Below are 15,075 nucleotides of genomic sequence, written 5' to 3'. Positions count from 1 at the left end.
ATATTCCCTCGCGGGCTGACGGGCAGCTTGTCAAAGGTGGACAAAACCCTTACGGTTGTACGCCAAGACAATTAAAAACCGCTAGACTTCACTTGAATAGACCTCTCAGGGGGACTATGCTTGCAGTGAAGTTCCAAGCTTTTTAGCTTGAGCAATGAAGTTTCTACATTTTTTAAGGAGAACATAATGCGTTCTATCCGCAACGCAGCAGTTGCAGGCGTCACCGCTCTTGCTGTCTCCCTCAGCGGTGTCACGGCTTTCGCAGCCGAGACCCCCAAGGGTGAGACCACCGCAGCTTCCGAGAACACCACTCCTACCGCTGGTGACAAGGATAAGAAGGCCGAGGAGTCCAAGGGTTCCTCCGAGGGCACCGATAACAAGGGTGACAAGGCTGAATCTAAAGGCAACCTTTCCTCCAAGCTTTCCCCGGAGTACGAAGGCGAGAAGGCCGTCAGAGGCCAGGACGCTTTCGGTTCCCACAAGCTTGATTCCAAGGATCTGCCGAAGTGGTTCAACGCCTGGGAGGGCTTCACCATTGCAGGTATCGTTCTCACGATCCTGACGAACCTCATCGCGCCGGCTTACAACTACCTCAAGTTCAACGGCATCATCTAATAACCGCTGGTAACAAACAAGGCTGAAAGGAAAATATTTAAAATGCGTATTCGTAATGCAGCCGTCGCCGGCGCAACCGCTCTCGCAATCGCTTTCTCCGGCGTCGCAAACGCTGAGGAGCCCGCTAAGGTCGCTAACATCGACAACCCGGCCAACGAGCACTACATCGCTGACAAGGATCGCGTTAACCTCAACAACGATGCCCCCTCCAAGGACAACCTGAAGGTTGACAAGGAGAAGAAGGAGTCCAACCTCTCCTCCAAGATCGGTGACGGTCTGGACAAGGAGAAGTACGCTTCCGGTAACAACATCTTCGGTTCCGTTCAGGATCCGGAGCTCGCCGGCTGGGCAAAGCTCTTCTACGCTTCCGGCATCCTCGGTGCCATCGGCACCGTCATCGGCACCATCATTGCCGCTGTGAACTACGGTCTCCACGAGGGCCTCATCAAGTTCTAAGGATATCGCTGAATAAGCGTCTCAGCTGCCGCTAGCGGCAGCTTATCCAAGCACCCTCAGCGCTTTCACGCGAGGGTGCTTTCTTTCTGCCCACTTATACTTATTCCTCCACCAAAGGAGTTCTACTCCCCTGATGCGCATCCTGGTTGTCTCCCAGTATTGGTACCCAGATAATGGGATCCCTCAGCACCGCTGGGCGTGGCTTTCGCGCACCCTGACCGAAGCCGGCCACACCGTGAATGTCGTGTGTCCGCACCCGACTGCCGGTGATCGAGCCGTGGGGGATGAAGAACTGTTTTATACGCACCCGTTCAAGCCGGTAAGCGGGCTAACCAGGCGGGCACTCATACAGTTGGCATCTGGTATCGACGCGGTGCGGACGGGGATTCGGGGGCCGGAAAAACCGGACATCATCATCGGCACCGTACCGGCTATCCCCACGGCACTGTCCACGTGGGCGCTGGCGCGAGCCCGGCGCGTACCCTACATTATTGACCTGCGGGATGCCTGGCCTGACCTGCTCAACTACACCGACCGCTGGAACGAGTCGGTAGCTGTAACACCCTCGTTGAGGGAACAGATCCTGCGCGGCTTACCCACACGCATCGCCTCGGTGACGTTGAAGAACCTTATGGTAGCCGTGTTGAAGCAGGCAGCAGGAATCATTGTGACAGCCGAAACCTTGGCGCACGACCTGCACCGAAAGGGCGTCGACAAGCCATATATGGTGACTGTAAGAAACGTCTTTCCGCGGGCGAACGATTACACGTACGCGCCTCGCGCGGGGCGTAGGGAGGGGACGCTGAACGTTCTGTATGCAGGAACGTTGGGGCGAGCCCAGATGCTGTCGAATGCGATAGCAGCGCTCAAGTACACCGACGGGGTGACGTTGCGGCTTGTGGGGAGCGGTGCCGCGCGCGAGCAACTGAAACGGGAGGCCGAGGGGCTGCCCGTGGAGTTTTACAACAAGACCAAGCCCGAGGACCTCACCGAACATTACGAGTGGGCCGACGTCGCACTCGTCCACCTCGCCGATTGGGAGCCCCTCAACCGCGCCGTCCCGAGCAAAACATACGAGCTCATGGAGATGCGGATGCCCATCACCGCGGCTGTGGAAGGCGAAGCCAGCTACATCATCGAACGGATCGCCGGCGGACACGTCGTACCCACACGAAACCCGCAGAAATTAGCAGAGCTGTGGAACACACTCGCATCCCAACCCACAATCCCCGCTGCTTCCCCTGCCGGGGCTGAATGGGTTCGAAAACAGCGCACCGAAGAAGCACAGAGCGCAATAGCAGATATTCTAAACGCCGTCGCAGGTGCATAAATAGGGTATACGTAGTAGCCTTTGGAGTGGCTCTAATACAATTTTCAGAAAGGTTCGTTGTGACCACACCCAAGGTTGTAACCGTCTACGGGACGCGCCCCGAACTCATCAAGACCGCACCGGTTATTGCCGGATTGGGAATAGACGACCGATTCACCTCGGTGGCCGTCTCCACCGGCCAGCAGCGCGACCTCCTGGACCAGGTAAACCGCCTTTTCGGAATCAAACCCTCCTACGATCTCGGGATCATGAAACCCGGGCAGACCCTCAACGAGATGGTTGCCCGCATGATGACCGGCCTCGACGAGGTATTTGAAAAGGAACAACCAGACATGGTGCTCGTGCAAGGCGACACCTCCACCGCCATGGCCGGCGCGATCGTCGGCTTCCATCGCGGCGTTAAAGTCGTCCACCTCGAAGCGGGACTCCGCACCGGCAACATCGCCTCCCCCTTCCCGGAAGAAGGCTACCGATGCATGATCAGCCAAATCGCCTCGCTGCACCTCGCACCGACACCTGAGTCACGACAAAACCTCCTCGACGAGGACTTCCCCGCTGCGGATATCGCTATCACCGGCAACACCGTCATCGACGCACTCCTCCACACTGTCTCCCTGGAGACCACCTACGCCGACCCCGCGCTGCAGGAGGTCACCGCAACCGACAAGGATATTGTCCTCGTCACCACCCACCGGCGCGAAAACCTCCACGCCATGAAGGCCATCGGCGCCGCCGTACACCGGCTCGCCACGGCCTTCCCCGACACCGAATTCGTCTGCCCACTGCACCCCAACCCCCGCGTACGCGAGGTCATCATCCCGCTTATCGACGCCGATCCCAACGTCCTCGTCACCACACCACTGCCCTACAACGAGTTCTGCGCCCTCATGAACCGCGCCAAACTCGTCGTCACCGACTCCGGCGGCGTGCAGGAGGAGGCCCCAGCACTGGGCAAACCAGTCCTCGTCATGCGCGACACGACCGAGCGCCCCGAGGCCGTCAGCTACGGCACCGTCAAGCTCGTCGGCACCAACGAAGACGACATCGTCAACGAGGCGACGACGCTGCTCACCGATGACACCGCCTACGCCGCCATGGCCAATGCCGTCAACCCCTACGGCGATGGCGACGCCGTCCCCCGCGTCCTCGCCGCCATGGCGCAGCTCGCCGGCGTGGGAGAGAGGTTGGAGGATTTTCGGCCGTAGGGGTGGGCCACCGGGTGGGGCGGTGCCCCAGCTCCGACCCCTCCCACGCTCAAGCCGACTCCGGCCTCCTCTTGCCCCCGATTTCAAGTTAAAGGTAAAATAGCCCCAGGCTCCATATCCTGCCTGTTCAGGAAGCATCTGCCCCGCACCTGCGGGGATGAGCCCCGTGCGATGGTACCACCCCAAGATCCACCTAGATCTGCCCCGCACCTGCGGGGATGAGCCTCCACTGGAACTCCCCATCCTCCGACGGTTCCGATCTGCCCCGCACCTGCGGGGATGAGCCCGTAGTAACTACGTTGTAATATTACTCATGTAAATCTGCCCCGCACCTGCGGGGATGAGCCCCGTGCGATGGTACCACCCCAAGATCCACCTAGATCTGCCCCGCACCTGCGGGGATGAGCCCCGGCAGGACCCCATGACTGAGCGCCCCGATGTATCTGCCCCGCACCTGCGGGGATGAGCCGATGTCGCCCTCGTTGAGAACGTCGACGGCCTTAATCTGCCCCGCACCTGCGGGGATGAGCCCACGCGTCACGCAACGCGTCCAACTCCGCGTCGATCTGCCCCGCACCTGCGGGGATGAGCCCAGCCCGACCCACCGGCCACATTCCGTCACAGTATCTGCCCCGCACCTGCGGGGATGAGCCCCGAACGATCACGAAACGATGTATGACTTCCTCATCTGCCCCGCACCTGCGGGGATGAGCCCGGCGCGGCGTCACCGGTGGACTTGTCGCGGTCATCTGCCCCGCACCTGCGGGGATGAGCCCTATACCAGTGTGCTCTTGGAAGCGGCGACAGAATCTGCCCCGCACCTGCGGGGATGAGCCGGACCCGCCGAATGATCCACCTCGTTGTCGGCCATCTGCCCCGCACCTGCGGGGATGAGCCCCTGCAGCCCCTCCCGCGTGCGTGCGGAGATAAATCTGCCCCGCACCTGCGGGGATGAGCCCCGCCTTGCAGATGTCTGCTTTGTATGGGGAGGATCTGCCCCGCACCTGCGGGGATGAGCCCCCCGGCTCGTGGTGTGGGAAAACGTGAGAGGAATCTGCCCCGCACCTGCGGGGATGAGCCCCTGGTTCGACCAGCCTGGCGACAACTGCTGGAATCTGCCCCGCACCTGCGGGGATGAGCCCATCGGCCACAGTCCCAACACGAAGCCCCGCAAATCTGCCCCGCACCTGCGGGGATGAGCCCACAACCGCCAGCACACCGCCGAAAATGTTCACATCTGCCCCGCACCTGCGGGGATGAGCCCGCCTCGGCAAGCTCCCGCTGCGTGTACTTCCCCGTCTGCCAAATCTGCCCCGCACCTGCGGGGATGAGCCGTGTGTGTGCTCTCGCACGTAGTTCGGGTCGAGATCTGCCCCGCACCTGCGGGGATGAGCCCTCTACGTCGCTTTGTGCAGCCTGTAGCTTCTCATCTGCCCCGCACCTGCGGGGATGAGCCTTCCTGCCCATGTTCCAGGCATGAATTGTGCCCATCTGCCCCGCACCTGCGGGGATGAGCCCTCCCGCACCCGGTCAAAACGCCGGCCACCGCTATCTGCCCCGCACCTGCGGGGATGAGCCCGCGGCAACGCCTGTCATTGTCGTACCGAGCGCATCTGCCCCGCACCTGCGGGGATGAGCCCGTCTCGTCCTTCGCCCTACAGCGCGCCACAGCATCTGCCCCGCACCTGCGGGGATGAGCCGTCGCCGACGCGACCCACCCACCGAGTTTTGAAATCTGCCCCGCACCTGCGGGGATGAGCCGAGATATGGGGGCTAATCAGATGAAAGAAGAGAATCTGCCCCGCACCTGCGGGGATGAGCCCACGAGCAATTGCTTCATCCGCCCTGCCTGAGAATCTGCCCCGCACCTGCGGGGATGAGCCCTGGTGCAGGCTGAGAAGCTGCTGGACGAGTCGATCTGCCCCGCACCTGCGGGGATGAGCCTCCCGGACACGCGGCTCAATGAAAAAACGGTGCATCTGCCCCGCACCTGCGGGGATGAGCCGGCTATGTGGAGCAGGCTGAGGCTGCTGTGGCTATCTGCCCCGCACCTGCGGGGATGAGCCCCTTCCACCACCGGGCAGTAGCCCACCAAACCGATCTGCCCCGCACCTGCGGGGATGAGCCCAAACCGCGATTTAGGAGTCGGTGTGATCGCGCATCTGCCCCGCACCTGCGGGGATGAGCCCTTACCAGATAAATTCGCAATCTGGCAGCTATCATCTGCCCCGCACCTGCGGGGATGAGCCCGCGGGCTACTCCAATTTTGAGGCGGTAGTGGAATCTGCCCCGCACCTGCGGGGATGAGCCCTCTCCGCACACACGAAAGGGAAAACCATTATGATCTGCCCCGCACCTGCGGGGATGAGCCGTCCCACTTTTGCCCTTCGGGGCATCGGGGTCGATCTGCCCCGCACCTGCGGGGATGAGCCCCGCATCAACATGTATTTCGAGTACAACCGCCCATCTGCCCCGCACCTGCGGGGATGAGCCGGAACCGTGACCCGCGCAGGAGCCGCATCAGGTATCTGCCCCCCACCTGCGGGGATGAGCCCAGGTGGGACGAGATTGACTCGATCGTCGCGCAATCTGCCCCGCACCTGCGGGGATGAGCCCAGGATGATTCTCGGCTGGAAAAGGTGGCGTGGGATCTGCCCCGCACCTGCGGGGATGAGCCCTTCCTTTCGAGAATGCCGCGTTTATCGAATTCATCTGCCCCGCACCTGCGGGGATGAGCCCGTCGGGCACGAGACACAAAAGTAGCAAGCGACATCTGCCCCGCACCTGCGGGGATGAGCCGATAGCGATAGCCCTCGCCCGCGTGGACTGATCATCTGCCCCGCACCTGCGGGGATGAGCCGACAATGAGGTACAGGTCCTCCCAGCTTGACCAATCTGCCCCGCACCTGCGGGGATGAGCCCAAAATCGGGCCTTTTCAGCCAAGGCCAACAAAATCTGCCCCGCACCTGCGGGGATGAGCCGACAATGAGGTACAGGTCCTCCCAGCTTGACCAATCTGCCCCGCACCTGCGGGGATGAGCCCAGCGAGCCAACTTTTCATGCGGCAAGCGAGCGATCTGCCCCGCACCTGCTGGGATGAGCCTTCGTGGCTTTTTAGGGCTCGGCGGTGATAAGGATCTGCCCCGCACCTGCGGGGATGAGCCTCTTGCCCCCACAATGCGCGCACGTATCCGGGGATCTGCCCCGCACCTGCGGGGATGAGCCCGCCGGGATTTCCGCCGGCGTGTTCAAAGTCCCATCTGCCCCGCACCTGCGGGGATGAGCCGAAAAGGGGTACGGCTATGGCCGACACGAAACAATCTGCCCCGCACCTGCGGGGATGAGCCGTGCATATTCAGCATGACACACGTTGTGTACCCATCTGCCCCGCACCTGCGGGGATGAGCCCCGTAGTTTTGTGGTTACGTGGTGCTCCCTGGTATCTGCCCCGCACCTGCGGGGATGAGCCCTTTTGTTGCAGCCATTTAACGGATTGGTGTATATCTGCCCCGCACCTGCGGGGATGAGCCCGCCCGCGTAGGCCCTGACGCGCTATAGACTGAATCTGCCCCGCACCTGCGGGGATGAGCCCAGCAAGGCGCACGCAAGGGCGGCGGCAAGCAGATCTGCCCCGCACCTGCGGGGATGAGCCGACCAGACCTTCGATGATGTGGCGCGCCTGCTGATCTGCCCCGCACCTGCGGGGATGAGCCGTTCTGACCGGCTGCGTTTTGGCCAAGCTGCTTATCTGCCCCGCACCTGCGGGGATGAGCCGCCGTGACCACCCCGTACCAATCCGGGGTGCCCATCTGCCCCGCACCTGCGGGGATGAGCCGACCAGACCTTCGATGATGTGGCGCGCCTGCTGATCTGCCCCGCACCTGCGGGGATGAGCCGTTCTGACCGGCTGCGTTTTGGCCAAGCTGCTTATCTGCCCCGCACCTGCGGGGATGAGCCGCACTCAAACTCGCCACCGGCGTAAACATCCAAATCTGCCCCGCACCTGCGGGGATGAGCCCGCTACAGGGTGGGTGTGCACCATCCCTTTCTCATCTGCCCCGCACCTGCGGGGATGAGCCTACTGCCACGAAGATCGCGGCCGGGGTGACGACATCTGCCCCGCACCTGCGGGGATGAGCCCGCTACAGGGTGGGTGTGCACCATCCCTTTCTCATCTGCCCCGCACCTGCGGGGATGAGCCCCGCGAAACCGGCAACATCGTTGCCCAGGTGGCATCTACCCCGCACCTGCGGGGATGAGCCCAGTTTCACCGTCGGTGGCCTGCTGTACAGCGCATCTGCCCCGCACCTGCGGGGATGAGCCCAGGAATTGGTGCCGTGGATGCGGGTGGCAGGGATCTGCCCCGCACCTGCGGGGATGAGCCCGTTCGTAGGGGCCTTGGCCTTTAATTTACGAAATCTGCCCCGCAACTGCGGGGATGAGCCACCATCACCCGCATCTTCCCCTCTGTGCTCCTTATCTGCCCCGCACCTGCGGGGATGAGCCCGGCGAGAGCACCCGACCATCGGCCAGGTGCTCATTTGCCCCGCAACTGCGGGGATGAGCCGCCAGCCACCTTGCTCGAAGCCACAGAATCAACATCTGCCCCGCAACTGCGGGGATGAGCCTGAGGCTGTCGCACCGGGTGGTACAGGCTCCGAATCTGCCCCGCACCTGCGGGGATGAGCCCTGCGTTACCGTTGAACTGACTTTCATGCTTCAATCTGCCCCGCACCTGCGGGGATGAGCACACATTGCTATCTAGCTCCACTCCCCTCGCCATAAACTGGCCTGAATCAGCTTCGATTCGACCGGCCAGGGGCTTAGTGTTAGGTGTTTCCGGTTTATCACCTCAATATGTCCTGGGACTCAGAATTATCTAGTTCGGTTAGCTCGGTGGCAAAGAAAAGTCGGCAATTTTCGAAATTCTCATTAACCGTGTGCACTCGCATTTTATGATGAGAATTATGTCAAGGTTTAGCTCGGCATCCGAGAAAGTGCTCGCCAGTTTTGAGCCACAAATCCGTTCATTTTGGGCTAAGACTCCGGAAGACTCCACGGATAAGAGTGGGGATTTCTTGTCGGTACCCCAGCATCTTGTCGATGCCGCGTGCGTCGCCGATGAGCTTTGGGAGACGTGGCTAAGTAATCAAACAAGAGCGTTTCTTCGTCGGGAGACTTCAATGACTGAGCAGGCGCTGCGTAGCCTGGTCACTTTTGTCGTCGGGACGCATGACATCGGGAAAATATCATGCACTTTCCAGTCCCAGTTGGATTCGAGGGGCGATATGGGGATGTACTCGCAGCGCGTAGAAGACGCGGGATTCAGCCTCGTTGCACCGAAGACGGAGTCAGCTTTTGAGTACTACCCGCACTCCAGCGCATCCGAAGCAATCCTCTTCGATTGGCTGCTAAACCACAAAGTATCGCGTCCTGTTGGACTCAGTATCGCGTCGATCGCAGCCGCACACCATGGGGTTCCTTCGACTAAGCCTGGGGTGGCAAAGGCCGCGCGAGCTATGGCAAAGTATTCGGCAGGATGGAAGGCCGCGCATAAGGAAATCCTGGACAAGATTGCAGAGCTGACGGGGTTTAATGAGGTGCTTCAGCAAATCACGAAACCGCTAACTACGCCTGCGACTCAGATCATTACGGGGTTCGTCATCATGTGCGACTGGATTGCTTCCAACCAGATGGCGTTTCCACTCAATGACACACACTCACAAGAGGATCGTGTTCGCCGTGGCGTGGATAGCATCGAGCTTTCTTCCCCGTGGTCACCACAGGTTCGTGCACCACAAGACGCCACCTACTTTTCCTCTGCCTTTAACTGGCCTGATAGTTACAAGATTCGCCCCATTCAGCAGGCGGCGGTTGATATCGCCCGTGCTCAAAAGGAACCTACACTTCTCATCATCGAAGCTGCTACCGGCGAGGGCAAGACAGAGGCGGGGCTTGCTGCGGCTCATGTCCTAGCCGCCCATGCGGGGAGTCAAGGTATCGTGTTTGCGGCTCCCACGATGTCAACAGCCGACGGACTGTTTAACCGCGTCACTGATTGGGCGATGCGGACGACGCCTGAGTCTGAGGTCTCGACTATGTTCCTTGGACACTCGAAAAGCTCTTTGAACAGGGACTTTACGAAGCTAAGATTTGGCAGTATTGGTGATCGACACGAGTTCGGGACGGTAACTGCGACGCGGTGGTTAGCTGGAAGGAAGCGAGGAATCCTCTCCAACTTTGTGGTTTGCACCGTCGATCAAGTTCTCATGCTTGCGCTTCAAGCTCGACACCTCATGCTTCGCCACCTCGGTTTTTCCGGCAAGGTGGTAATTATCGATGAGGCACACTCGTACGACGTTTACATGAACGAATATCTAGCAGTAGCTATCCAGTGGCTCGCCCGCTACGGGTGCTCTGTCATCATCATGAGTGCCACGCTTCCGACTTCTCAGCGGCAGGCACTGGCCAGTGCATACGCCAAGGGGTTGAACATCGAGAAGCCGACCGTACGATCGAGTGCCTATCCGTTACTAACGATCGTCGACAAGCAAGGGGGACGAGAACAACCAGTAGAGACCCGACCGGAGAGCAAACACTACAGTGTGGAAAAGCTTGCCGACGACGGCGAAGCGGTCGCTGGTCTGCTGGAGGATAAGTTGCGCGAAGGGGGTGTTGCGCTTGTCGTTTGCAACACCGTTCGGCGAGCTCAGGAGGCATTTGATAAGCTCTCAGCGCGATTTCCTGGTGAGGTAGAGCTCCATCATGCGGCGTTTATGGCGTCCCATAGGGCGCGCAAGGAGGAGGAGCTCCGAAGAAAGCTGGGGCCCCATGCGCATCGCGGGAATGGGAGACCAGATCGCCTCGTCGTCGTGGCGACCCAGGTTGCGGAGCAAAGCCTCGATATCGACGCTGACCTGCTCGTTACCGATATTGCGCCAATGGATCTTTTGATTCAGCGCATCGGGCGTGTGTATCGCCACAACAGACCAGCATCTGACCGGCCCGAGCCCGTCAGTAACGCGCAGGTGTACATCCGCGGTGTGGAAACGTGGGATCCTGTACCTGAATTCGAGGCTGGAACTGCGGCTGTGTACTCCCCCGCCATACTTTTCGCGACAACGGCGGTGGCTATGCAAACCCTATTTGCCCGCGGTTTTACCTCCCCCTCTGACGTTTCTGAACTTGTACAAAAGACGTATTCTCCAGCTTTAACCTGCCCCGACGGCTGGGAGGAACAGTGGAACGAAGCCGCAAAGCAACACGCTCAAGCCATCGATTTGTCCCGAGCGCGTGCAGATTCCTATCGCATACCTGAACCGCGCAGCGTCGCAAACGAGCGAAGTTTGCAACGGCTTTACGAACGCATTGGTCCCAAGGAATCCGCTGAAAATGAAGAGGCCAAGGGGCTGGCGCAGGTGCGCGACTCGACACCGACAGTAGAGGTAATTCCCATCGTTTCCACTGAATACGGCTACATTCCCCTCGCTTTGCCAGAAAGTCCGGACATCGCCGATGATGCGCAACCCGAGCGTCACACAGCTTTTGCGCTCGCTGCTAGTTCTGTTCGCCTCCCCTCACGGTTAACGCCCTACGACACTGCCTTGAATAAGGTTCTTGACCAGCTTGAAATGGATACGCCTGTCGGTTGGGTGCAGGACTATCAACTCAAGGGAGAGGTAGCGCTGCGGCTCAATGCGGAACACGAGATTGAACTCAACGGCCATCTCCTTCGCTACGACATGGATTTGGGGCTATTAGAGGTTTTTCCAGGCGAAAATTACGGCTCCTAGCTGTGGACTTAGGTTTTGTTCGAAAGATCTCAATGCGATGTGGCAACCGTTGTATACATTCATAGTCATGTACAGCACAGTGAACGGCGACATACGGATTATGGCTCTGCCCTCGATTCCCGCATGTGCGGGACGGGCTTTTCTACCAAAAGCTAAGAGGGCTCATCACTGCGGTGAAAAACACCTTTGCCAACCAAACGCTTCCGGAACTCGTGTACATCGCCATCCGCGATACTCGCCCGGTCAGCTTGGTGAACGCATTCGAAACTCCCGTAACAGCCACTGCCGATCATGGCCGCCGTGAAGCAGCAGCCGAAGCGATGTCTAAACAGGAACGCGAGATTGAAGAGCAGTACGGATTCAAGCCCAAGGCCGCTTTCGTCATCGGCCTCGGCGATCTGCGCAAGGCATTCGCAGAGCTGGCAACAGAAACGACGCTCCCCGAGCTCACCACTGTTCTCGGCGAGGCCCTGGACGAAGCGAGCAACTAACATGACCCACTCGCTTCTCCTGCTGCTGAAAGGCCCCATGCAATCATGGGGCGACAGCAGCCGATATAAATCGCGTGAGACAGCGGCTGTTCCTACCAAGTCCGGAATCGTTGGACTAATCGCGGCCGCTCAGGGTAGGCGTCGCAGCGATCCCTTGGAAGATCTCGCGCAACTGCGCCTGGCGGTCCGCGTTGACCAACCCGGAACGCTACTGCGGGACTATCAGACCGCCCAGCAATGGCAAGTAAAGGAAGGTGCTTCGGCACAGCTCGTCACCCGTTATTACCTCTCCGATGCGGCTTTCGTCGCCGCTGTCGAGTCGGAGGATCGGGAGCTCCTGGAAGCTATGGCAGAGTCGCTGCGGCGGCCACGATTCCCGCTGTTTCTCGGCCGCAGGTCATGTCCTGCCCCGCCCAATCTCGTCCTTGGAATTCGTGATACCGATGTTGTCCAGGCGCTTGTCGACGAACCGTGGCACGCGTCTCCTCATCACCGCAAGGCTCGCTCGTCGACGGTGTATCTGCCGATTCACCGCGATGCAAAGCCTGGCGAGGCAGGTATGAGCAAGTGCGACGTTCCGATTTCCTTTTCCCAAGAGCACCGGCAATACGGCTGGCGCACCGTTGTGGTCGAGGAACGGAAAGCATCCTTTGAAAACGATTCCGCGCAAAGTAAGGATAGGTTCTTTGACACCGTGATCAGCTCATGACCACTTTTACACGAGTATTTGTCAACCCACAGAAGCGCCATGGCCGTAAGGTTCTCACCAATCCCGAGGCAATGCACGCAGAGGTGCGCGGCCTGTTCCCACCAGATCTCCCCTCCGACAACGGGCGTGTTCTCTGGCGCCTTGACCAACACGATAACGAGCACATCCTCTATATCGTGGGGCCGGAACGACCCGACACTGCAGAACTTGCAGATCGACTTGGTTGGTCAACACGACCAGCCCAAACAGCCGATTATGACAAGCTTCTCAGCTCTCTTGCCAAAGGTCAGCAATGGTGCTTTGAGCTCCTTGCCAACCCTTCAATCAGCCTGAAAACTGGAGGTAAGCGAGGGAAGTCGGTTCCTCTAGCCAGAATCGACCAACAGATTGACTGGCTGCTGCAACGATCCGAAAAGAATGGTTTCAAAGTTCTCCCACAAGGTGACAGTGCTGAATCTGACCTGCGGATCGCAAACCGCAAGGTCATGAGGTTTTCCAAGAATCCTCGTGACCACAAACGGACTGTAGCCCTCACCACCGTTCGGTTTGAGGGGACTTTAGAAGTCACCGACGCCGAAGCGCTGCGGGCTACTCTAACCCAGGGAATCGGCAAAGGCCGTGCCTACGGCCTTGGCCTCATGACCCTGGCCAGGAGATAACAATGGCCACCCCACGTCAATTACCGCTGGACAGACAGGCGCTGACCCGCATGGAAGAACGCATCAGCTTCCTCTATGTGGAACGTGCAACGGTAAGCCGTGACGCTAACGCTATAACCATCACGGATGAACGTGGGGTGGTACACGTGCCCGCCACAGCATTAGCCGTGCTCATGCTGGGGCCGGGAACCTCAATCACCTATGCCGCGATGGCAATCCTCGGCGATAGTGGCGTTTCTACCTGCTGGGTAGGCGAAAAAGGTGTGCGTTACTACGCCAGTGGTCGCCCACCGGCTAAGACCGCCCGCTTCGCAGAAAAGCAGGCGATGATCGTCTCAAACCAGCGAAGCCGCCTCGCCTGCGCCCGTCGCATGTACGCCATGCGGTTTCCCGACGACAACGTGGATACCGCGACCATGCAACAGCTTCGTGGCTATGAGGGGTCGCGGATGAAGAAGATCTATCTTCGCGAATCCGCTCGCACCGGCGTGCCCTGGGAACGGCGGCAATATGATCCGAACGAATTTGAACTCGGTGATCCGATAAACAAAACTCTCACCGCTGCCAACGCCGCCCTGTACGGCATCACTCATGCCGTCATCTGTGGTCTGGGGTTCGTCCCGGCCCTCGGGGTGGTTCACATGGGAACAGATCGTGCGTTTGTTTACGACATTGCCGACCTGTATAAAGCGGAAATCACTATCCCCGCAGCTTTCGAGGCGGTTGCTGCTAATGCGATGACCGCGCCACAGGACATCCGCCACATCATTCGCGATGCCATAGTTGAAACAAAACTCCTCCCCCGAATGGTCAAAGACCTGTACTCCCTAATGGAAGTTCACGACGATGGCGATCCTCTCAATGCCGAACTATTCCTTTGGAACGAAATCTCTGCCATCCCTGCGGGAATGAATTGGTCGGAGGAACATCGATGATGGTCCTCGTCGTCACCGCCTGCCCTGCCGGTCTTCGCGGTGACCTGACTAAATGGTTGTTCCAGATTTCCCCAACCGTTTTTGTTGGGCGACCCAGTGCTCGGATCCGGGAGGCAATCTGGAAACGCACGGTGGAACTGTGCAAAGACGGATCTGCCATTTTGGTCTGGAGCTCCGATAACGAACAAGGTTTAGAGTTTCGTACCCATCGGACCGAATGGCAACCCGCCGACTACGACGGCCTCACTCTCATACGCCGCCCCGCGCGACGGCCTCCCCCACAGCGGCGCACCGGCTGGAGCAAAGCCCGCAACATGTACCGCTCCCGCAAACGGTAGCCGAAACTAGCAAAAACAAAGCTAAAGCCAAAACCCAAAATCGGCGCTCATCTCCCCTGCTCAGATAGCATCTGCCCCGCACCTGCGGGGATGAGCCGCCTGGCTCGTGGGATAAAAATGATGGGTTTTAATCTGCCCCGCACCTGCGGGGATGAGCCTGTCTTTCGCCTTCAACTACATCGACACTCGCAATCTGCCCCGCACCTGCGGGGATGAGCCCCATCCCATCCGCCCCGCCGGGGCATTATTTTAATCTGCCCCGCACCTGCGGGGATGAGCCGTCCGGAGTAGCCGGCGTCTCCGTCGACAGAACATCTGCCCCGCACCTGCGGGGATGAGCCCATCACAGGCTGGGGTCAGAGTAGAACCTATTTGATCTGCCCCGCACCTGCGGGGATGAGCCCCTCGTCGTAGAGGCACAGGTCGAGCACGGAACATCTGCCCCGCACCTGCGGGGATGAGCCCCGCATGACCTGCCGGGTCTACGAGTTTTTGGTATCTGCCCCGCACCTGCGGGGATGAGCCCCGGCTCCGCCGGCCCCC

General features: G+C 59.8%; 10 protein-coding genes and 2 CRISPR repeat arrays (1 of these 12 cut by a window edge). All 10 genes read left to right on the top strand.

What is annotated here, in order from left to right:
• The first annotated feature begins 186 nt into the window (after positions 1-186).
• The 10 genes from CGLUCO_RS00940 to cas2e all read left to right on the top strand — a co-directional run bounded on the left by CGLUCO_RS00940 (position 187) and on the right by cas2e (position 14,532).
• Positions 187-615, top strand: coding sequence for a hypothetical protein (locus CGLUCO_RS00940; RefSeq protein WP_070742108.1), 429 nt, complete (start codon positions 187-189; stop codon positions 613-615).
• 42 nt (positions 616-657) lie between these two features.
• Positions 658-1,071 (top strand): hypothetical protein, encoded by a 414-nt coding sequence (locus CGLUCO_RS00935; protein ID WP_070742106.1) that lies wholly within the window; start codon positions 658-660, stop codon positions 1,069-1,071.
• A 133-nt stretch (positions 1,072-1,204) separates the two neighbouring features.
• Complete coding sequence (locus CGLUCO_RS00930; protein ID WP_070742104.1) at positions 1,205-2,401, top strand: glycosyltransferase family 4 protein; 1,197 nt, start codon at positions 1,205-1,207, stop codon at positions 2,399-2,401.
• 59 nt (positions 2,402-2,460) lie between these two features.
• On the top strand, positions 2,461-3,606 hold the full coding sequence (wecB, locus tag CGLUCO_RS00925) for a non-hydrolyzing UDP-N-acetylglucosamine 2-epimerase (protein ID WP_070742102.1): 1,146 nt from the start codon (positions 2,461-2,463) through the stop codon (positions 3,604-3,606).
• 136 nt (positions 3,607-3,742) lie between these two features.
• Positions 3,743-8,357: direct repeats of the CRISPR family, unit length 28 nt; unit sequence ATCTGCCCCGCACCTGCGGGGATGAGCC.
• A 217-nt stretch (positions 8,358-8,574) separates the two neighbouring features.
• Positions 8,575-11,400 carry a CRISPR-associated helicase Cas3' gene (gene cas3 / locus CGLUCO_RS00920; protein WP_159447572.1) on the top strand — a complete coding sequence of 942 codons (2,826 nt, stop codon included), beginning with the start codon at positions 8,575-8,577 and terminating at the stop codon, positions 11,398-11,400.
• Between the two features lie 173 nt (positions 11,401-11,573).
• The gene (locus CGLUCO_RS00915) at positions 11,574-11,891 is read left to right on the top strand and encodes a type I-E CRISPR-associated protein Cas7/Cse4/CasC (RefSeq protein ID WP_234985022.1); all 318 of its coding nucleotides are present in this window, start codon (positions 11,574-11,576) and stop codon (positions 11,889-11,891) included.
• Position 11,892: 1 nt separating this feature from the next.
• Positions 11,893-12,600, top strand: coding sequence for a type I-E CRISPR-associated protein Cas5/CasD (cas5e, locus tag CGLUCO_RS00910; RefSeq protein WP_005391142.1), 708 nt, complete (start codon positions 11,893-11,895; stop codon positions 12,598-12,600).
• Positions 12,597-13,259, top strand: coding sequence for a type I-E CRISPR-associated protein Cas6/Cse3/CasE (cas6e, locus tag CGLUCO_RS00905; protein WP_070742094.1), 663 nt, complete (start codon positions 12,597-12,599; stop codon positions 13,257-13,259). The genes cas5e and cas6e overlap by 4 nt, the downstream gene beginning before the upstream one ends.
• 2 nt (positions 13,260-13,261) lie before the next feature.
• Entirely contained in the window at positions 13,262-14,194 is a 933-nt protein-coding gene (gene cas1e, locus CGLUCO_RS00900) for a type I-E CRISPR-associated endonuclease Cas1e (RefSeq protein ID WP_084035980.1), read from the top strand.
• The gene (gene cas2e, locus CGLUCO_RS00895) at positions 14,191-14,532 is read left to right on the top strand and encodes a type I-E CRISPR-associated endoribonuclease Cas2e (protein WP_040428981.1); all 342 of its coding nucleotides are present in this window, start codon (positions 14,191-14,193) and stop codon (positions 14,530-14,532) included. Before cas1e ends, cas2e begins: the two co-directional genes overlap by 4 nt.
• 69 nt (positions 14,533-14,601) lie before the next feature.
• A CRISPR array of direct repeats spans positions 14,602-15,075; the repeat unit is 28 nt; unit sequence ATCTGCCCCGCACCTGCGGGGATGAGCC (it continues 956 nt past the right edge of the window).

It is taken from the genome of Corynebacterium glucuronolyticum DSM 44120, assembly GCF_030440595.1.
In the GTDB taxonomy this organism is placed as follows: Bacteria; Actinomycetota; Actinomycetes; order Mycobacteriales; family Mycobacteriaceae; genus Corynebacterium; species Corynebacterium glucuronolyticum.
Note: the sequence above shows the minus strand (reverse complement) of the source record. Positions and strands in the feature narration are given on the sequence as shown.

Coding starts and splice junctions, on each gene's coding strand:
- cas5e (WP_005391142.1), top strand. CDS start 11,893: ATGACCCACTCGCTTCTCCTGCTGCTGAAAGGCCCCATGCAATCATGG.
- CGLUCO_RS00930 (WP_070742104.1), top strand. CDS start 1,205: ATGCGCATCCTGGTTGTCTCCCAGTATTGGTACCCAGATAATGGGATC.
- cas2e (WP_040428981.1), top strand. CDS start 14,191: ATGATGGTCCTCGTCGTCACCGCCTGCCCTGCCGGTCTTCGCGGTGAC.
- cas1e (WP_084035980.1), top strand. CDS start 13,262: ATGGCCACCCCACGTCAATTACCGCTGGACAGACAGGCGCTGACCCGC.
- cas3 (WP_159447572.1), top strand. CDS start 8,575: ATGTCAAGGTTTAGCTCGGCATCCGAGAAAGTGCTCGCCAGTTTTGAG.
- cas6e (WP_070742094.1), top strand. CDS start 12,597: ATGACCACTTTTACACGAGTATTTGTCAACCCACAGAAGCGCCATGGC.
- CGLUCO_RS00935 (WP_070742106.1), top strand. CDS start 658: ATGCGTATTCGTAATGCAGCCGTCGCCGGCGCAACCGCTCTCGCAATC.
- CGLUCO_RS00940 (WP_070742108.1), top strand. CDS start 187: ATGCGTTCTATCCGCAACGCAGCAGTTGCAGGCGTCACCGCTCTTGCT.